At 66.8% G+C, this 17,948-nt stretch carries 16 protein-coding genes; 13 read left to right on the plus strand and 3 right to left on the minus strand.

Going from position 1 to position 17,948, the window contains the following annotated elements; genetic code table 11:
* Positions 1 to 35: 35 nt before the first annotated feature.
* Positions 36 to 1,160 carry a GNAT family N-acetyltransferase gene (locus DCO49_RS09185; protein ID WP_116863779.1) on the minus strand — a complete coding sequence of 375 codons (1,125 nt, stop codon included), beginning with the start codon at positions 1,158 to 1,160 and terminating at the stop codon, positions 36 to 38.
* A gap of 172 nt (positions 1,161 to 1,332) precedes the next feature.
* Between DCO49_RS09185 and DCO49_RS20535 the strand changes: the two genes are divergently transcribed.
* Together DCO49_RS20535 and DCO49_RS20540 are read left to right on the plus strand one after the other, a co-directional pair.
* Positions 1,333 to 1,956 (plus strand): hypothetical protein, encoded by a 624-nt coding sequence (locus DCO49_RS20535; RefSeq protein WP_243402699.1) that lies wholly within the window; start codon positions 1,333 to 1,335, stop codon positions 1,954 to 1,956.
* Positions 1,953 to 2,558: a hypothetical protein gene (locus DCO49_RS20540; RefSeq protein ID WP_243402700.1), complete on the plus strand. Its 606-nt coding sequence runs from the start codon at positions 1,953 to 1,955 to the stop codon at positions 2,556 to 2,558. Before DCO49_RS20535 ends, DCO49_RS20540 begins: the two co-directional genes overlap by 4 nt.
* 72 nt (positions 2,559 to 2,630) lie before the next feature.
* On the opposite strand, the gene trxB is transcribed toward DCO49_RS20540, so the two are convergent.
* On the minus strand, positions 2,631 to 3,602 hold the full coding sequence (gene trxB, locus DCO49_RS09195) for a thioredoxin-disulfide reductase (protein WP_116863780.1): 972 nt from the start codon (positions 3,600 to 3,602) through the stop codon (positions 2,631 to 2,633).
* 233 nt (positions 3,603 to 3,835) lie between these two features.
* Here trxB and DCO49_RS09200 point away from each other — a divergent pair, with 233 nt between their 5' ends.
* From DCO49_RS09200 to DCO49_RS09215, 4 genes are all read left to right on the plus strand, one after another.
* Positions 3,836 to 6,196, plus strand: coding sequence for a DNA translocase FtsK (locus tag DCO49_RS09200; RefSeq protein WP_116863781.1), 2,361 nt, complete (start codon positions 3,836 to 3,838; stop codon positions 6,194 to 6,196).
* A 36-nt stretch (positions 6,197 to 6,232) separates the two neighbouring features.
* Positions 6,233 to 8,170 carry a DUF3857 domain-containing protein gene (locus tag DCO49_RS09205; protein WP_116863782.1) on the plus strand — a complete coding sequence of 646 codons (1,938 nt, stop codon included), beginning with the start codon at positions 6,233 to 6,235 and terminating at the stop codon, positions 8,168 to 8,170.
* 111 nt (positions 8,171 to 8,281) lie between these two features.
* On the plus strand, positions 8,282 to 8,920 hold the full coding sequence (gene lolA / locus DCO49_RS09210; RefSeq protein ID WP_116863783.1) for an outer membrane lipoprotein chaperone LolA: 639 nt from the start codon (positions 8,282 to 8,284) through the stop codon (positions 8,918 to 8,920).
* A 226-nt stretch (positions 8,921 to 9,146) separates the two neighbouring features.
* A complete protein-coding gene (locus DCO49_RS09215) occupies positions 9,147 to 10,424 on the plus strand; it encodes a replication-associated recombination protein A (RefSeq protein WP_243402701.1) in 1,278 nt (425 codons plus the stop codon).
* Between the two features lie 2 nt (positions 10,425 to 10,426).
* Here DCO49_RS09215 and DCO49_RS09220 read toward each other — a convergent pair whose 3' ends face one another.
* A complete protein-coding gene (locus DCO49_RS09220) occupies positions 10,427 to 10,798 on the minus strand; it encodes a hypothetical protein (protein WP_116863785.1) in 372 nt (123 codons plus the stop codon).
* Positions 10,799 to 11,098: 300 nt separating this feature from the next.
* Here DCO49_RS09220 and DCO49_RS09225 point away from each other — a divergent pair, with 300 nt between their 5' ends.
* The 7 genes from DCO49_RS09225 to DCO49_RS09255 all read left to right on the plus strand — a co-directional run bounded on the left by DCO49_RS09225 (position 11,099) and on the right by DCO49_RS09255 (position 17,876).
* Complete coding sequence (locus tag DCO49_RS09225) at positions 11,099 to 11,473, plus strand: DUF805 domain-containing protein (RefSeq protein WP_116863786.1); 375 nt, start codon at positions 11,099 to 11,101, stop codon at positions 11,471 to 11,473.
* Positions 11,474 to 11,647: 174 nt separating this feature from the next.
* Positions 11,648 to 12,658 carry an alpha/beta hydrolase-fold protein gene (locus tag DCO49_RS09230; RefSeq protein ID WP_116863787.1) on the plus strand — a complete coding sequence of 337 codons (1,011 nt, stop codon included), beginning with the start codon at positions 11,648 to 11,650 and terminating at the stop codon, positions 12,656 to 12,658.
* 121 nt (positions 12,659 to 12,779) lie between these two features.
* Complete coding sequence (locus DCO49_RS09235; protein ID WP_116863788.1) at positions 12,780 to 14,159, plus strand: YncE family protein; 1,380 nt, start codon at positions 12,780 to 12,782, stop codon at positions 14,157 to 14,159.
* 53 nt (positions 14,160 to 14,212) lie between these two features.
* Complete coding sequence (locus DCO49_RS09240) at positions 14,213 to 15,259, plus strand: ABC transporter substrate-binding protein (RefSeq protein WP_116863789.1); 1,047 nt, start codon at positions 14,213 to 14,215, stop codon at positions 15,257 to 15,259.
* Entirely contained in the window at positions 15,256 to 16,299 is a 1,044-nt protein-coding gene (locus DCO49_RS09245; RefSeq protein WP_116863790.1) for an iron ABC transporter permease, read from the plus strand. The genes DCO49_RS09240 and DCO49_RS09245 overlap by 4 nt, the downstream gene beginning before the upstream one ends.
* Complete coding sequence (locus tag DCO49_RS09250) at positions 16,296 to 17,057, plus strand: heme ABC transporter ATP-binding protein (protein WP_116863791.1); 762 nt, start codon at positions 16,296 to 16,298, stop codon at positions 17,055 to 17,057. The genes DCO49_RS09245 and DCO49_RS09250 overlap by 4 nt, the downstream gene beginning before the upstream one ends.
* A 153-nt stretch (positions 17,058 to 17,210) precedes the next feature.
* The gene (locus DCO49_RS09255; protein ID WP_343126023.1) at positions 17,211 to 17,876 is read left to right on the plus strand and encodes a hypothetical protein; all 666 of its coding nucleotides are present in this window, start codon (positions 17,211 to 17,213) and stop codon (positions 17,874 to 17,876) included.
* Positions 17,877 to 17,948: the final 72 nt, after the last annotated feature.

Consider the following 17,948-nt stretch of genomic DNA (forward strand, 5'->3'; position numbering starts at 1 on the left):
GTCGCGGCCCCCGCGCGAGTGCCTCGGTTGGCGCGTCATCCGTCCGCTCGGAACGGGCTGTGCCCCATCAACTCCTGGCGGTACCGACGCACGTCGCGCCGTTCCTGCCGGCACCACTCCTGCAGCGCTTCGGCAAAATCCGCATCGGCCACCCAATGCCGGCTGCGTACCAGTGTCGGCAGGAACCCGCGCGCCAGTTTGTGTTCTCCCTGTGCGCCGGGTTCGAAACGCGTTAGCCCCTCGCGCAGGCAGTACTCGATGCCCTGGTAGTAACAGGCCTCGAAGTGCAGGCCGGGCAGGGAGGCGCCGCCCCAGTAGCGGCCGTACAGGGTGTCGCCGCCACGCAGGCACAGCGCACCGGCAATCGGCTCGCCCTCGTGCTCGGCCAGGAACAGCACGAGCCCGCGGCCCAGCGAAATCGCCAGGTGGCGCAGGAACGCCTCGGTCAGCGCCGGCGCGTTGCCGTACTCCAAGAAGGTCTGCAGGTAGAAGCGATACACCGCCTGCAGGTCGGCGCGGCTGGCCTCATCGCCATGCACCACCCGGAAACTGATGCCCTGGCGGGCGACCTTTGCCCGCTCCTGGCGGATGTTCTTGCGACGCTTGTGGTCCATCGCGGCGAGGAACTGCTCGAACGTCGTCCAGTCGCCCGGGTTCTGCCATTGGAACTGGACGTCCTCGCGCAGCAGCCAGTCGTTGCCGAAGGCCTCGTCGTCGCTGGGCGTATGGAAATTGATGTGCGCCGAGGACACATCGAGCCCGGACAACTGCTCGCGAAGCGCTGAAAACAGGGCGGGCCGATCTGAATCGTGACGGGTCAGCAGGCGCGGCCCGGTCACGGGCGAATACGGCACCGCCCCCAGCCACTTCGGGTAGTAGTCGCGACCATGCCTCGCATAGGCATTGGCCCATGCATGGTCGAACACGAACTCGCCGTGGGAGTTGGTCTTCAGGTAGCCGGGGATGGCGCCGATCAGGCTGTCGCCCTCCCACAGCGTGAAGTGCTGCGGCTGCCAGCCCCAGTCGTCGCGCAGGCAGCCGTGGGCTTCCAGTCCGGACAGGAAGGCGTGGCTGACGAAAGGGTTGCGGCCGTCGTGCAGCGCATCCCAGTCGGTGGCGGGAATGGCCTGCAGGGAGTCGAGGAAACGGGCGGAGAGCATGGGGGAAGGATAGGGCAGGTGGGGTTCGATTGCCTTCAGTGGCAGTCGTGTGGACGAAAAAAGTACGAAATCGCGCGGTATGTGACTCCATTCCGCTCAGCAAGGTTCAGCGTATGGATAGCTCTGATCAGCGGCCTGTGAGCCGTCACGTCAATATTTGAGGGAAAGGCATGTGATTGCAGTAGCAATGATCGCGGTATCTGCGCTTGTGGGTCAGGCCGAAGCCGGGCAGTCTGCGTTCCATCGAGGACTCGTGGACACGGATCCGGCGGTGGATGCCATCGTCACCCGCGCGAGCCAAAGTGCGCTCGATTACTACCGACGACAGAATCATCTGAACACCCCGGCGGATGTAAGGGCCGTATATGACCCTAGAACAGGGATGATCCGAATCGACCTGAGAGGGGGGCTTCTGCCCGAAAGTGGTGGCGCCGAGCTGGAGGATCTGCAGGGGTTTATTTCAAATGGCGCACTCGATGCGTTGAGGCCCATTTTCCCGGCCACGGGAACGAAGTTCTTCTACAACGGAAGAGCATTCGAGGAGCAGTATCCGGCGGAGGCTGCCAAGCCAGATCTGCCTGACGTCTGGAACTCCCTACCCAACTCCAGCAGTTCTCTTCGGGAAAGAGATGAAGATATACGCAGCCGACCACGCTACGCCAACCATCTGGACGCGCGTGCGTTGATCCACCTGCATACCAATGCGGGAAATCCAGCTGCATCCGGTGCGCGTGCATATGTTGCTGAGGGGCGGCCGGAGACCAGCGACTGGCGAGCAGCATGCTTTGTTACATGAAGGAGCTGATCAATTCAGTCGAGGACTATCCGGACTACGCTGTTGCTCTGGCGCCTGAGATAGGGAGGCATGGTGAGAACGTTCAGGCAGACATGCCTTCCGTCATCATCGAGACTGGCGTTCACACCAATACTTCGGATGCCGCAGCCCTCCAGGATCCCGTGTTTCGTACAGCCTCCATGAAAGGCGTCGAGAAGGGCTATAGGCTCTTCCGCGAGGGCAAGAACTGTCTACCGCTCAAGGCGGAGCCCATCGGCGGCATCAATCTCTCCCAGGGGGACTCGCAACAGGTGGACGTTGCATTCGAGGGCTATCCCCAGTATCCGATCCAGCTGATCACCACCAACGTCGGTTGCCCGCCGGGCTGGACCTGCACGGATGGGCGGGTGCACATCGAGACCCCGGATGCGAAGCCGAGCCGGATCACGCTGCGTTGCGAGAACGCTGGAAGCGCGCCCATCCTCTGGGACACCCAGGTGGTGGACGATGATGGCGTGAAGTCTCCGCCGGTGCGGCACTGGGTGCAGTGCATCCGCAGGCCCGGAGGTGCGGCCGCACCTCCAGGTGCCCCGGTCGGGGTTGAGGCGGCGACGGCGGGTTGAAAAAACGGGCGCCTGCGCGCCCGTTCTCTTCCGTCGAGCATGGATCGACGCTACAACCGCGGGGTCAAGACCTCAGCTGGCCTTGCCCTGAGCATCCAGGTAACGCTCGGCGTCCAGTGCGGCCATGCAGCCGAAACCGGCCGAGGTGATCGCCTGGCGGTAGTGCTGGTCGGCCACGTCGCCGGCGGCGAACACGCCTTCCACCGAGGTCTGGGTGGCGTTGCCGCCCAGGCCCGAGCGGATTTCCAGGTAGCCGTTGTTCATGGCCAGCTGGCCGTCGAACAGCTGGGTGTTCGGGTGGTGGCCGATGGCCACGAAGAAGCCGTGAGCCTCGATGTCGCGGGTGCTGCCGTCCTGGGTCGACTTCACGCGGACACCGGTCACGCCGGCGTCGTTGCCCAGCACTTCTTCCACCTGGTGGTGCCAGACGGTCTCGATCTTGCCGGCAGCGACCTTGGCGAACAGCTTGTCCTGCATGATCTTTTCCGCCTTCAGGGTGTCGCGGCGGTGGACCAGGTAGACCTTGCGGGCGATGTTGGACAGGTACAGGGCTTCTTCGACAGCGGTGTTGCCGCCGCCGACCACGACCACGTCCTGGTCGCGGTAGAAGAAGCCGTCGCAGGTGGCGCAGGCGGAGACGCCGCGGCCCTTGAAGGTCTCTTCGGTCGGGATGCCCAGGTACTTGGCGGTGGCGCCGGTGGAGATGATCAGGGCGTCGCAGGTGTACTCGTGGCTGTCGCCGATCAGCTTGAACGGACGCTGGGACAGGTCGGCCGTATGGATGTGGTCGAAGATGACCTCGGTCTCGAAGCGCTCGGCGTGGGCCTGCATGCGCGCCATCAGGTCCGGGCCCATCAGGCCGTGGGCGTCACCCGGCCAGTTGTCCACCTCGGTGGTGGTCATCAGCTGGCCACCCTGCTGCAGGCCGGTGATGACGACCGGCTTCAGGTTGGCGCGGGCTGCGTAGACGGCGGCGGTCCAACCGGCCGGGCCGGAACCGAGGATGACGAGGCGCTGGTGGCGGGAGGGCAGGCTGGTGCTCATGTAAACTCGCGAAAAGGTAGATGGGACAAGGCGCTGGCGATGTTTGCGCAGCATCCTCGGCAGGTCATAGAGTGGCGGCTGGGGCGGGGTGATTCAAGCCGATGAACAGAACGCCGTTACCCACGGGTGGTTTTGGCGCCTGTCGGCACACTGGATGCCACCCGTGACTGAAAACTGACGCCGTGTCGTTTATTATCAAACACTAACAGCGCATTCCAAAGGTATGGTCTAAGGTGGCGAAGCAGGTGCCCGAACGCTCCAAGTCCGACGACAAAAAGACGTCGCGTCGCTCGGCGGCAGCGGCCACAACCGACAATCCCCGTCGTCAGCGCCTGTGGCGCGACCTAGGCCTGATCGCCATCGCGCCGGCGCTGCTGTATCTGGCCGCCAGCCTGTTCACCTATTCAGCCAGTGATCCGGGCTGGTCGCACACCGGCAGCGTGGTCGCGCCCGTGCACAACATGGGTGGCCGCGCCGGTGCGTGGATCGCCGACGTTCTGCTGCAGCTGTTCGGCTACATCGCCTTCCTGCTGCCGGTCGTGCTCGGCGCGCTGGCGTGGATCGCCATGTTCGGCCTGAAGCGCGAGAGCAAGGGCGAGAACGATCTCGATCCGGCCCTGCGCCTGGTCGGACTGGTCGGCTTCCTCATTGCCGGCACCGGCTTCCTGCACGTGCGCCTGTTCAGTGGTGACGTGTCCAGCGCGGGCGGCATCCTCGGCAAACTGGTCGGCAACTCACTCACCGTCGGCTTCGGCGCGCTGGGCGCGAACCTGTTCGTGCTGGTCCTGCTGCTGGCGTCGATCACCCTGGCCACCGGCCTGTCGTGGTTTGCGGTGATGGAAAAGATCGGCCGGGGCGTGATGTCACTGGCGCCGCTGCTGGAGCGCAAGAAGGAACAGGCCACCGAATGGCAGCAGACCCGCGCCATGCGCGAGGAGCGCCAGGAAGTGCGCAAGGCCGATGCCGAAGTGCGCGCCAAGCGCGAGCCGGTGAAGATCGAGCCGCGGCCGGAACCGGTGATCGAGAAGAGCGATCGGGCCAAGCGCGACACGCAGATCCCGATGTTCCGTGGCGTCAACGGCGACGGCTCGGACCTGCCGCCGCTGGCCCTGCTGGATGATCCCAAGCCGCAGCCGGTGGGTTACGACAAGGACACCCTGGACGCGCTGTCGCGGCAGATCGAGTTCAAGCTCAAGGACTTCCGCATCGACGCGCAGGTGGTCGGTGCCAACCCCGGCCCGGTCATCACCCGTTTCGAGATCGAGCCGGCGCCGGGCATCAAGGTCAGCCAGATCAGCTCGCTGGACAAGGACATCGCCCGCGGCCTGTCGGTGAAGTCGGTGCGTGTGGTCGACGTCATTCCTGGCAAGTCGGTGATCGGCCTGGAAATCCCCAACGTCACCCGCGAGATGATCTACCTCTCCGAACTGCTGCGTTCGAAGGAGTACGACAAGTCGGCCAGCGTGCTGACCTTGGCGCTGGGCAAGGACATTGCTGGCCGCTCCACCGTGGCCGACCTGGCCCGCATGCCACACCTGCTGGTGGCCGGTACCACCGGTTCGGGCAAGTCGGTGGCGGTCAACGCCATGGTGCTCAGCCTGCTGTTCAAGGCCTCGCCGAAAGACCTGCGCATGCTGATGATCGACCCGAAGATGCTCGAACTGAGCGTCTACCAGGGCATCCCGCACCTGCTGGCGCCGGTGGTCACCGACATGAAGGAGGCCGCCAACGGCCTGCGCTGGTGCGTGGCCGAGATGGAGCGCCGCTACAAGCTGATGAGCGCAGTGGGCGTGCGCAACCTCGCCGGCTTCAACAAGAAGGTGAAGGACGCCCAGGACGCAGGCCAGCCGCTGATGGATCCGCTGTTCAAGCCGAACCCGGAGCTGGGCGAAGCCCCGCGCCCGCTGGAGACGCTGCCGTTCATCGTCATCTTCATCGACGAATTCGCCGACATGATGATGATCGTCGGCAAGAAGGTGGAAGAGCTGATCGCGCGCCTGGCACAGAAGGCGCGTGCGGCCGGCATCCACCTGATCCTGGCGACCCAGCGCCCGTCGGTGGACGTCATCACCGGCCTGATCAAGGCTAACATCCCGACCCGCATCGCGTTTCAGGTCAGCTCGAAGATCGATTCGCGCACCATCCTCGACCAGTCCGGCGCGGAAACCCTGCTGGGCCACGGCGACATGCTGTACCTGCCGCCCGGTACCGCCATGCCCGAGCGCGTGCACGGCGCCTTCGTCTCCGACGATGAAGTGCATCGCGTGGTCGAACACCTGAAGGCGATGGGCCCGGCCGACTATGTCGACGGCGTGCTGGACGAAGTGCAGACGATGGGCGATGGCGTGGTGGTCGGTGCGACCGGCCTGCCGGAAACCAGTGCGGCCGGCGACGAGTCCGACCCGCTGTACGACGAGGCGCTGCGGGTGGTCACCGAGACCCGTCGCGCGTCCATTTCCGGCGTGCAGCGCCGCCTGAAGATCGGCTACAACCGTGCGGCACGACTGATCGAGGCCATGGAAGCGGCCGGCGTGGTCAGTGCTCCCGAACACAATGGCGACCGCACGGTGCTGGCACCGCCACCGCCGAAGTAAGTCCCGCCGCGCCTACGACGTCCAAGGATCCGACGCATGTTCCGACCCGCTCCCTGCGCGCTGGCGCTGGCTTGCCTGCTTGTTGCCAGCCCGGCCCTGGCCGGGGTGGCTGCTTCGGCACCGACCCCGGCACCGCCGTCGGTGGGCAGCGATGCCGAGGCCAGCAACAACTTCAGCTTCGTCCGTTACCGCGCCGATTACGTGGTGCGGCCGGATGCCGGCAACGTGCAGACCGAAACGTACGAGATCCTGCTGAAGACCAAGGCGGCGGTGGAGCAGTTCAGCCAGGTGCGGCTGAGCTACAGCGAGAAGATGGAAACCCTGGATGTCGTCAGCGCTTACACGCTGACCGCCGATGGCCAGCGCCGTGATGTGCCGGCCGATCGCATCTACACCCAGGAAAGCTATTCCAGCGCGGCGGCGGCGATGTACGCCGACCGCAAGGTGCGGGTGATCGTGTTCCCGAACCTGGCCCCGGGCACGCGCCTGGTCTACCAGGTGCGCCGCACCCAGCAGACCCCGTATTTCCCTGGCTATTTCGGCCTGTGGGAGACCTTCAATGTGTTCACCCAGTACGACGATGCCGAGGTGACCCTGAGTGCGCCTGCAAGCTTGCCCATGTATGTGGACAGCCGTGGCGTGCAGGGCAGTGACACGCCGACGGTGAAGAGCGGCCAGGCGCAGTGGCGCTGGCGCTACCAGCGCCGCGACCCGATGCAGGCGCAGAACTGGTCGGCGGCGGTGTGGGAGTTCGGCCCGAACATCATGGCCAGCACGTTCCGTGACTGGGCCCAGGTCGGGCATGCGTACCAGGTCAAGGCCGGCGAAGCGGCCCAGGTGACGCCGCAGATCCAGGCGCTGGCCGATGAAGTGACTGCCGGCATCAGCGACCGCAAGGCGCAGGCCGATGCGCTGTACCGCTGGGTGGCGCAGAACATCCGCTACGTGGCCGTGTACCTGGGCAATGGTGGGCTGGAGCCGAACAGCGCGCAGAGCATCCTCGACAACCACTATGGCGACTGCAAGGACCATGTGGTGATCCTGGAAGCGCTGCTGGCGGCAAAGGGCATTGCCAGCTCCCCGGTGCTGATCGGTGCGGGCGGTGGCCCGACGCTGCCGAAGATTCCGGTGCTGGGGCGCTTCAACCACGCCATCACCTACGTGCCCGAGTTCGATCTCTACCTGGATTCGACCAGCGCTTGGGCGCGCTTCGGCCAGCTGCCCGACGGCGACCTCAGTGCGCCGGTGCTGCGCACCCGTGACGCGACGTTGGCGCGTACCCCGGCCAACGATCCGCAGCGCAACGCGACGGCGATGGACGTGCGCTTCACCTTCGATGCGCAGGGCAACCTGCGGGGCGAGACCGTGCCGCAGCTGAGCGACAACGCCGAGATCGGCATGCGTGCGCAGTTCGTCCAGCTAAATGCGCAGAACCGCGCGCGTGCCGAGGAGTCGATCATGGCCGCCTCCGGCTTCGATGGGCGCGGCCAGTTGCAGCTGCAGGGCGTGCCGGCCGACCTGATCCATCCGTTCGGCTACCGGATGGCCTTCCAGGCCGAGGACTACGTGGACTTCAGCGTGGCCGGCGGCATGGCAGTGCCGGACCCGCCGGGCGGCGAATCGGTGCGTGGCCTGTACGCCACGGCGTCGGCGCCTGCCAATGAAACCCCGTTCTACTGCAATGCCAGCCTGCGTGAAGAGACCTACCGCCTGCAGTTCCCGGGCAGCGTGCCGATCATCGCCATCCCGCAGAGCCAGCATTTCAGCAATGCCGCCGGTGACTACCGGGTGGACTGGGCGCGGGAAGGGCAGGAGGTGATCGTCCACCACCGCCTGCAGCAGAACGCCGTGCGCGGCGCCGATGCCCTGTGCCAGCCGCAGGATTACCCGGCGTTCCGGGCGCTGTACCGCGAAGTGCGGCGCGGCTTCCGCGGGCAGGTGCTGTACGGCAGATTGCCGGGCGCGTCTGGCTGAATCGCCGATGCACGTGCGGGGCGGCATAATGTCGCCCTGATCGCCCATTCATCTTTGCCCGGGCACACTGGCTCCCAACTTTCCTGGCGCATGCGCCCACAGGATTCCTGCATGAACATCCGCTTCCGTCGTTTCCTCGCCACCACCACCCTGGCCGTGGCCTGCGCCGCTGCCGGCAGCGCCTGGGCTGGCGCCCGCGATGACCTGAAGACCTTCACCAGTGGCCTGAAGGGCCTTGATGGTCAGTTCAGCCAGCAGGTGTTCGACAGCCGCGGCAAGGTCAAGGAATCTACCAGCGGCCGCGTGGCCCTGTCGGCGCCGCGCCTGTTCCGCTGGGAATACGTGCGCCCGCACGAACAGCTGATCGTGGCCGACGGCAAGAAGGTCTGGATGTACGAGCCGGACCTGGAACAGGCCACCGTGCGCGAGCAGGGCAAGGAAGAGCAGAACAGCCCGCTCACCGCGCTGATCAACCCGGCGCTGCTGGAACAGCAGTACGACCTGAGCGAGGAAGCCGGCAAGCGTGACGGCCTGCAGTGGCTGTCGCTGTCGCCGAAGCGCGATACCGAAGCCAGCTTCCAGTACGCCGCCTTGGGCTTCAACGCGCAGGGCCTGGCGAAGATGGAAATCACCGATGCCGTCGGCCAGCGCACCGTGATCACCTTCAGTGGCTGGAAGCGTAACCCGGGCTTCGCCGCCGGCACCTTCAGCTTCACCCCGCCGAAGGGTACCGACGTCATCGGCAATTGATTCAGTCCGTGCCTTGGTGGGTGCCAACCGTTGGTTGGCACGCTTTTTATCTGCTTCGGTAGGTGTCAACCTTGGTTGACACGCCGTTGATCCGCCGGGCATGGCCCGGCGCTCCCAACGGGAGGCGCGGTACAATGATCGGGTGCCAAGACATCGTTCCACTTCATTCCCCGGCCCCGATCTGCTGAGCGTCGATCGGGATCATCTGCGCCCGCTGGCCGAGCGCATGCGCCCGCGCACCCTCGACGAAATGGTCGGGCAGAAGCGCCTGCTGGCACCGGAAAGCGCGCTGCGCCGCGCGGTCGAATCCGGCCGCGTGCATTCGATGATCCTGTGGGGTCCGCCGGGCTGCGGCAAGACCTCGCTGGCGCTGCTGCTGGCCGAGTACTCCGACGCCGAATTCCGTGCCATCTCCGCCGTGCTGTCCGGCCTGCCGGAAGTGCGCCAGGTGCTGGCCGAGGCGGCGCAGCGGTTCGCCGAAGGCCGGCGCACCGTGCTGTTCGTCGACGAAGTGCATCGCTTCAACAAGGCGCAGCAGGATGCGTTCCTGCCGCATATCGAGCGCGGCACCATCCTGTTTGTCGGTGCCACCACCGAGAACCCGTCGTTCGAACTGAACTCGGCGCTGCTGTCGCGCTGCCGCGTGCACGTGCTGGAAGGCGTTTCGCCCACCGACATCGTCGAGGCGCTGGAGCGTGCGCTGGGTGATCGCGAGCGCGGTCTCGGTGAAGAGCGCATTGAAGTGGCGCCCGAGCTGCTGCTGGAAATCGCCACGGCTGCCGACGGCGACGTGCGCCGCGCGCTCACCCTGCTGGAAATCGCCGCCGAGCTGGCGGGCGGGGAGGGTGGTCGCATCACCCCGCAGACCCTGACGCAGGTGCTGGCCGACCGTACGCGCCGCTTCGACAAAGGCGGCGAGCAGTTCTACGACCAGATCTCGGCCCTGCACAAATCCGTGCGCAGCTCCAACCCGGATGCCGCGCTGTACTGGCTGACGCGCATGCTCGATGGCGGCTGCGATCCGTCCTATCTGGCGCGCCGGCTGACCCGCATGGCCATCGAGGACATCGGCCTGGCCGATCCGCGCGCGCAGAGCATGGCGCTGGAAGCCTGGGACATCTACGAACGGCTGGGCAGCCCCGAGGGTGAGCTCGCCTTCGCGCAGCTGGTGCTGTATCTGGCCAGCACCGCCAAGTCGAACGCCGGGTACGCGGCCTTCAACCAGGCCAAGGCCGACGTGCGCGAAAGCGGTACCGAAGAGGTGCCGCTGCACCTGCGCAATGCCCCGACCAAGCTGATGAAGGAGCTCGGCTACGGTGCCGAGTACCAGTACGACCACGATGCCGAAGGTGGCATCGCCTTGGACCAGACGGGCTTCCCGGACGCGATGGGCGAGCGGGTGTACTACAACCCGGTGCCGCGCGGGCTGGAAATCAAGTTGAAGGAAAAGCTGGACCGTCTGCGCGCAGAGCGTGAGGCGGCGAGGGCGGCAAAAGGCCGCTGACTCTACAATCGGAACGTGCCCCGTTTTCGCTTGACCACGATCGGCACGCCCAGCGCTTTCTCCGCTTCACGCGCTGCGGCCCGGTAGCGCGTGAACTTGGCATCGCCCGCTGCACCCACCTCCAGTTGGCCGTTCACCGCGTCGACAGACATGCCATCCGGATCCGGCAACCATCGATCCAACGTCCGGGCGCCAAGGATGGTTCTGAGATCCTTGCTCGAATACAGGCTGCCTGAAACGAAGCTGACGGTAATGCCGCCGCGCGGCCACTGCATCGTGCGCGTCCTGTAGCGGGTGTCGCCTTTCAGCAGCACGACAACCTGCAGCGGATCGCAGGAAACGCGGCGGCCTGCATAGGTTTCTGGAAACGCCACCCTCAGTCGCGCGGTGACCCCGGCCAGCTGGCGCTCCAGTGCCTGTTGTCGGGGCAGGGGGTGATCTGCACACCATCGAAGCCGGTGCGGTCGCCGCGATCAGCAGTGCAGGCTGTCGCGCACAGTGTCATTGCGCACACAAGTGCAGCTGCGGCGTAGCGCCGTGGTGGGGCGGGGCGAGGCGGCGTATGCCTGGATGCAGTATGCCTGCCTCAGCGGCGCTGGGTGATGGAGTGGAATTGTTGTATGTCTGCCCATTTGGCACACTGCGCGCCTTCTTTTCCCAGGGACTTTCCTGCCATGGACCAGCTCATCCTGCCGTTGAAGCGTTACGCCCAGTTCGATGGTCGTGCCAATCGTCGCGAATACTGGATGTTCCAGCTGTTCATGCTGATCGTCTCGGTGGTGCTGATGGTGCCGATGATCACCGCGCTGGTGATGCAGTCCGATGGCCTGGGCATCGCGTCGATCATCCTGCTTGTCCTGTTCTGGCTGGCCACCCTGCTGCCGGTCATCGCCGTCACCGTGCGCCGCCTGCACGACTGCAACCAGTCGGGCTGGCTGTACCTGCTGGCCTTCATCCCGTTTGGCGGCCTGGTGATCTTCGTGTTCACGCTGCTGCCGGGCACGCCGGCTGCAAACCAGTACGGCCCGGTGCCGCCGGAATTCGGCTGAGTCCCTGCGTGGCGTGGTCGCCGGGCGCGGCCCGGCGCTACAACTGGCGCACGGCCCCTGGGTCGCGCGCGCGATACAAAGCGTGACGTGTGATCGATGTGATAATCATTCGCGTTTAAGGTAGACTGCGGTCCCTTGATGAAGAGGCGGCGGCGCCCGCCGCATCCGTCACCCATGATGTTTTCCGCACACTCCTTCGGCTGCCTGGCCGCCCTGATGATGGGGGTCCTGATGGCCACGCCCTACGCCCATGCGCAGCAGCGCAATCCGCAGCAGCTGATGGGCCGTACCGTGCTCGACGAGCCAGCGTCCAGTTATCGTTTCGAACGTTTCGTGATCGACAGCCCTGACCAGCAGCGCCGCTGGCGGGTGAACGTGGCGATCCCGGCCAAGGCCTCCAGGACCCCGTCGCCGGTGCTGTACGCACTGGATGGCAACGCCGTCGCCATGGTGCTGGACCAGCCGCTGCTGGCCGAACTGGCCGCCACCAAGGCGCCGCCAGTGCTGGTGCTGATCGGCTACGACAACGAGCTGCGCATCGACTCGCCGGCCCGCACCCTGGACTACACCGCCTGGATCGACCGCGCCGATGACGAGAGCGGTACCACCCAGGCCGTCGGCGGTGGTGCCGACGTCTTCCTCGACCTGATCGAGCGCCGCATCAAACCCGAAGTGGAGCGCCGCGCGAATATCGACACCCACCAGCAGTCGCTGTGGGGTCACTCGCTGGGCGGCCTGTTCGTGCTCAATGCGCTGTACACCCGACCCGCCGCGTTCCAGGCCTATCTGTCGGCCAGCCCGTCGCTGTGGTGGAGCCAGGGCGCGGCCTTGGGCGATCCCGAACAGCAGTTCGTGCAGAACGTGCATGGCCAGCCTGCGAAGGTCTGGTTGATGCTGGGCGGCGCCGAGCGCGTAGGCGATCGCGGCAAGCGTGACATGAGCAACCCGCGCGTGGTCGCGCATCTGCGCCGCATTGGTGGCGCCACCCCGGATGCGGCCATGCAGCTGTCCACGCGTCTGGCCAAGGTGCCCGGCCTGAGCGTGCAGTACCGCGAATTTCCCGGCCTCGGCCACGGCCCGATGCTGCCCGCGTCGTTCCACGCGGCCCTGCATGAGTTGTACGGCGTGACCGATCGCAGCGTGGAGGACGGCCAGGCGCCGCCGTCCGTAAACCCTGCCGAATGAATCCCCGCACGGCCCGGCCGTGCGACCCCACTACCCAGGCGTGACTGCCGATGTGCAGCGGCCCAGGCAACCGATGAATCCCGCGCCACGAGGCGCGGCCTACGTGTGCAAGGAGCCTTCCATGTCGTTTCGTCCGTCCCTCCGCCTGACCTCCCTGGCCGCCGGCCTGCTGCTGGCGGTCACCGCCACCGCGCAGCCGGTGTTCGACCAGCCCGCCAGCGCCACCTTCAAGGGCACCGTGATCTCGCGCGGCGAGAACGTTGTCCCCGGCAGCACGGCCGAGGTCATCGGCCGCGGCTTCGTGCCGGGCCAGCAGGTCAGCCTGGTGCGCGGTGACTGCGTGCTCAACGCGCAACCGCTGGTGGTCGATGCCGATGGCAACTTCAAGACCCAGCTGGCGATCCCCGCCGATGCCGTGCCGGGCACGCACCCGGTGGTCGTCCGCGCCAGCCAGCCCTCGGCGGCCACCGTGCTGAAGCTGCGCGTCTCGCCGCAGCTGCCGCTGTCGGGCCAGCAGCAGTTCGCCACCCAGTCCAACAAGCTGGTACCGGGCCTGTACCAGTCGGCCTACAGCGCCGCCAGCAACGCGGTGTTCGTCACCTCCTCGGTCGGCCGTCCGCCCGTCACCCAGTCGCAGCTGCTGAAGCTGGACCCGAAGACCCTGAAGGTGACCAAGGCGATCACCCCGGCGCAGGTCGCCGGCACCACCAATGGCGCGGTGTACGCGGTCTATGGCGTGGGCGTGGATGACACCAACGGCAACGTCTGGGTGACCAACACCCGCCAGAACTCGATCGCGGTCTATCGCCAGAAGGATCTGTCGCTGGTCCACCAGTTCCCGGTCGACACCGTGCCGCATGCGCGCGACGTCGTGGTGGATGGCACGCACGGCAAGGTGTTTGCCTCGGCCACCGGCGAAGACCACCTGTCGGTGTTCGATGCCACGACGCTGAAGGAACTGCCGTCGATCACCCTGGAGTCGGGCGTCGACGAGGGCAAGTTCACCCCGATGAGCCTGGTGCTGGACGAAAAGGCCGGCAAGCTGTTCACCGTCAGCATCGGCACGCCCGAAGCCGCGGTGATCGACGTCGCCACCGGCGAGGTCGACAAGGTCATCGACCTGGGCAACTCGATCAGCGCCTCGGGCGTCGCCTTCGATGCGCAGCAGAACCGCCTGTACGTGGCCTCGCAGGGCACCGACAACCTGCTGATCGTTGACGTCGCCAGCGGCAAGGTCGTGCACGACGTGCCGGTCGGTGCCGGTGCGCTGAACGTCGCCTTCGATGACAATAGCGGCCTGGCTTATGTCACCAACCGCGGCGCCGGTACCGTCACCGTCGTTGATCGCGATGGCAAGGTGGTCGGCAACCTCGATGGCGGCACCTTCCCCAACCATGTGCGCGCCGATGGCAAGGGCAGCGTGTTCGCGGTGAACAAGTCGCGCGGCGCCGATGATGCCAAGGGCGACCGCATCACCCGCATCACCCTGCGTCAGCCGTAACCCACGCGCCGGGCGAGGGCAGCGCCTTCGCCCGGCCAGCAAGGAGATTCTGCATGAACATCGCTTCCCGCCTGCGCCTGTGCGCGCTTCCGCTGGCCGTCTCGCTGGCACTGGCCGCCTGTGGCGGCACGTCTGCGCCGCCTGCGGCCAACGACGCCGCTGCGCCCGCCGCAGAAGCCGCCACGGCGGCCACCGAACTGCCTGCCGGCTGGCAGCGCGTGGCGGGCACCGATCTGCCGGCCCTGACCGGCCAGGTGCCGGTGCTGCCGGCCAACGTGCGCTCTGACGATGGCGCCGACGCCGAAGTGACCGACACCAGCCGCATCATCGCCGGCGGTGACGATGTGATTGCCGTGCTCGAGGCGCTCGGCCTGGGCAAGCAGGTGTTTGCCGCGCCGACCAACACCACCACGCACGCCGGCCAGGCCGCGCCGCACCAGTTCCTGTTCAACCGCACCACCGGCGTCGAGGGCGTGGTGAGCCTGCATGGCTCGCTGTTCCTCGGCAACAGTCTGCGCCGCCACACCGTGCTGGCTGGCAAGCTGCGCGAGGTGGGCGAGTCGGCGGTGGTGATCGACGACCTGCAGCCGGCGCCGGACAAGGTGCGCAAGGTCGCGGCCGCCGTGGGCCTGGCCGATGCCGGGCAGACTTTGGCGACCCAGGTGCAGCGTCAGCTGGATGAGGCGGCGGCACTGGGCAAGGGCCTGGCGCATGCGCCGCGCGTGATCCACGTGTCGGCCACCGGTGGCGGCGGCAGTCCAACCGTGGCCGGCGCAGACAGCGCTTCGGCCGAGATGATCGCCCTGGCGGGCGGCGTCAACATCGGCAGCGAGGCCGGGGTGAAGAACTACTCGCAGCTGAGCAATGAAGGCGTGATCGCCGCAGCACCGGAGGTGATCCTGGTGACCGAGCACGACCTGCAGCAGTTTGGTGGCGCCGAAGGCCTGTGGAAAGCCTACCCGACCCTGAAGCAGACGCCGGCCGGCGCGGCCAATCGGGTCTGGGTGATGCCCGATGTGCAGCTGAAGTACACCAGCGTCGGCACCGGCGCGGGCGCACTGGCCCTGGCCAAGGCTCTGGCGGCGCTGCCGCCGGCATGAGTCCGGCTGATCGGCGCCGCCGTCGCGGGCGGGTGATGCTGTTGGTGGCACTGCTGGCCCTGGTGGGCGCGGTGCTGGCGTCATTCGCGATGGGGCCGCTGCGCCTGCCGCCATTGGATGTTCTGCAGGCCCTGGGGGTGAAACTGGGCCTGGTCGATCCGCAGGCGGTCAGCCGCCGCGACCTCGCCGTGGTGTGGCAGCTGCGCATTCCGCGGGCCCTGCTGGGGGCCATGGTGGGGGCGGCGTTGGCGATGGCCGGTGCGAGCCTGCAGGGATTGTTCGGCAATCCGCTGGCCGACCCCGGCATCGTCGGCGTCAGCCAGGGCGCGGCGCTGGGCGCCGTTGCGGCGATCGTCCTGGGGGCGGCAGGCGCAGCGGGCTGGCTGGTGCCGGTGGCTGCATTTGGCGGTGGCGCACTGGCCATCGGCCTGACCTACGCATTGGCGCGCCCGGGGAAGGGCAGTGGCAATGCGACGCTGCTGCTGGTGGGCATTGCGATGGCGGCGTTCTGCTCGGCGCTGATCGGCTTCCTCACCTACATCGCCAGCGAGAGCCAGCTGCAGTCGCTGGTGTTCTGGCAGATGGGCTCGCTGGCGCAGGCCAACTGGGCGGACGTGGCCGCCGTGGTGCCGCTGTTCGCCATCGGCGTGTTCGCGCTGCTGCGGTTGGCCATGCCGCTGGACATGCTGGCGCTGGGTGAGCGCCAGGCGCAGCACCTGGGTCTGGATGTCGCGCGTACGCGACGGATGCTGGTGGCCTTCAGCGCGTTGCTGGTGGGTGCGGCGGTGGCATTTGCCGGCTCGATCAGTTTCGTCGGCCTGGTGGTGCCGCACATGGCGCGGCTGCTGGTTGGCCCGGGCCATCGCTGGTTGCTGCCGGTGTCGGGCGTGCTGGGCGCGCTGCTGATCGTCATTGCCGATACCGCCGCGCGCACGCTGGATCCGCCGGCGGAAATTCCGCTGGGCCTGTTCTCGGCCGCGCTGGGCGCGCCGTTCTTCCTGTGGCTGGTGCTGCAGCAGCGCCGCAAGGACACGCCATGAGCGATTTCCTGCAGTTGCGCGATGTGGTGGTGCGCCGCCAGCAGCGCGAGATCCTGCATGGCATCTGCCTGGCCTTCGCGCCGGGCACGGTGAGCGCGCTGGTCGGACCGAACGGTGCTGGCAAGTCAACCCTGCTGGCGGTGGCCGCTGGCGATCTGCGGCCCGATGTTGGCGAAGTGCAGCTGCATGGCGCGCCATTGCGCAGCTACAAGGCCGGCCCATTGGCGCGCGAACGCGCGGTGATGCCGCAGGAACATGGCGTGCGCTTCGCCTTCAGCGTTGAAGAAGTGGTGGCGATGGGGCGGCTGCCACATCCGCCGGATCCCGCGGTGGACGATATGCGCGTAGAAGCCGCCATCGACGCCGCCGAGCTGCAGGCGCTGCGTCTGCGCGAAGTGCAGCAGTTGTCCGGCGGTGAATCGGCACGAACCACGTTTGCGCGCGTGCTGGCGCAGGACACGCCGCTGCTGTTGCTGGATGAGCCGACCGCCGCGCTGGATCTGCGGCACCAGGAACGCACGCTGCGCAGCGTGCGCGCGTGCGCCGAAGCAGGCGCCTGCGTGATCGTGGTGCTGCATGATCTGAATCTTGCAGCCGGCTACGCCGATCGCATCGTGCTGCTGGAGCGGGGCAGGGTGGCGGCCGACGGCACGCCTGCGCAGGTGCTGACCGAAGCGAACCTGCAGCGCGTATACCAGCAGGATGTGGTGGTGCTGCAGCATCCGCGCCGGGGTGTGCCGCTGGTGGTGGTGACCTGATGCGGTAAAGCGTCGTGTCGCATCGCGACGTATTATTGGCGGCTCGTTTTTCTCAACGGACTGACCCCCATGAAGCACCATTTCCCCCGCGCTGCACTGCTGGTTTGGCTGGCTGCAACGGCGTGCACCGCGCATGCCGCCTCCACCCGCACGGTGTCGATCGAGGAGGCGGCCGACCAGGCCACGTCGATCGAAACGCGGCATGCAAGCCGCGCAGGCGCCGCGCCCGATGTGTTCACCACGCACTACTTCACCGGTGGCGCGATGATGATGGCCTGGGGCGATCAGCGCGTGCTGCTGCTCTGCAAGAAGTCGGCCTATCTCAAACTGCCGGGCATGAAGCCTGCGGCCAGCGAGTTGCCGCTGGAGAAGCGCCAGATGGTCGGCTACGAGGCCATGATGGCCGGCTACGGCGGTATCGCAGCCATTGTCGGGCTGGCAGATGGTTCGGTTGAAGTGGCTGACGATGGCAGTGAAGTGCGTCGCCATGCCGAGCGCCCGTGGGCCTACGGCACTGAACGCTACGATGTGATCAGCCAGCGCATGCCGGGTGGCGCGCTGCGCGTACGCGCGTTAAAGACGGCAACGGTGAATACTGCGAAGCCGTCGAAGCCGGGCGCCACCTTCAGCAGTGACGAGGATCAGGCTGCACGTTTGGCCGAGCTGGGTGCGGTGGGCAGCTGGACCGAGATAACCATGTACGACTCGCCCAAGCGTGGCGAGGTCGATCCTAAGTACCCGTTGAAGGACTGGGTGTCGGTGACAGGTGACCATGCTGCGACTGTGGCTGAGGCGCGCCGGATCAACGGCTGCGAGTGACGCTCGCTGCAGGGGTCAGAGCCCTTGGCTTTGCCAAGGGCTATTGCCCCCTCAAGCATCATCGTTCCATCC

It is taken from the genome of Stenotrophomonas sp. SPM (assembly GCF_003105135.1).
Classification (GTDB): domain Bacteria; phylum Pseudomonadota; class Gammaproteobacteria; order Xanthomonadales; family Xanthomonadaceae; genus Stenotrophomonas.

What these genes read in the sequence shown, in the direction of transcription:
- lolA (WP_116863783.1), top strand. Translation starts at nt 8,282, where the DNA reads ATGAACATCCGCTTCCGTCGTTTCCTCGCCACCACCACCCTGGCCGTG.
- DCO49_RS09215 (WP_243402701.1), top strand. Translation starts at nt 9,147, where the DNA reads ATGCGCCCGCGCACCCTCGACGAAATGGTCGGGCAGAAGCGCCTGCTG.
- trxB (WP_116863780.1), bottom strand. Translation starts at nt 3,602, where the DNA reads ATGAGCACCAGCCTGCCCTCCCGCCACCAGCGCCTCGTCATCCTCGGT.
- DCO49_RS09250 (WP_116863791.1), top strand. Translation starts at nt 16,296, where the DNA reads ATGAGCGATTTCCTGCAGTTGCGCGATGTGGTGGTGCGCCGCCAGCAG.
- DCO49_RS09230 (WP_116863787.1), top strand. Translation starts at nt 11,648, where the DNA reads ATGATGTTTTCCGCACACTCCTTCGGCTGCCTGGCCGCCCTGATGATG.
- DCO49_RS09185 (WP_116863779.1), bottom strand. Translation starts at nt 1,160, where the DNA reads ATGCTCTCCGCCCGTTTCCTCGACTCCCTGCAGGCCATTCCCGCCACC.
- DCO49_RS09245 (WP_116863790.1), top strand. Translation starts at nt 15,256, where the DNA reads ATGAGTCCGGCTGATCGGCGCCGCCGTCGCGGGCGGGTGATGCTGTTG.
- DCO49_RS09225 (WP_116863786.1), top strand. Translation starts at nt 11,099, where the DNA reads ATGGACCAGCTCATCCTGCCGTTGAAGCGTTACGCCCAGTTCGATGGT.
- DCO49_RS09240 (WP_116863789.1), top strand. Translation starts at nt 14,213, where the DNA reads ATGAACATCGCTTCCCGCCTGCGCCTGTGCGCGCTTCCGCTGGCCGTC.
- DCO49_RS09205 (WP_116863782.1), top strand. Translation starts at nt 6,233, where the DNA reads ATGTTCCGACCCGCTCCCTGCGCGCTGGCGCTGGCTTGCCTGCTTGTT.
- DCO49_RS09235 (WP_116863788.1), top strand. Translation starts at nt 12,780, where the DNA reads ATGTCGTTTCGTCCGTCCCTCCGCCTGACCTCCCTGGCCGCCGGCCTG.
- DCO49_RS20540 (WP_243402700.1), top strand. Translation starts at nt 1,953, where the DNA reads ATGAAGGAGCTGATCAATTCAGTCGAGGACTATCCGGACTACGCTGTT.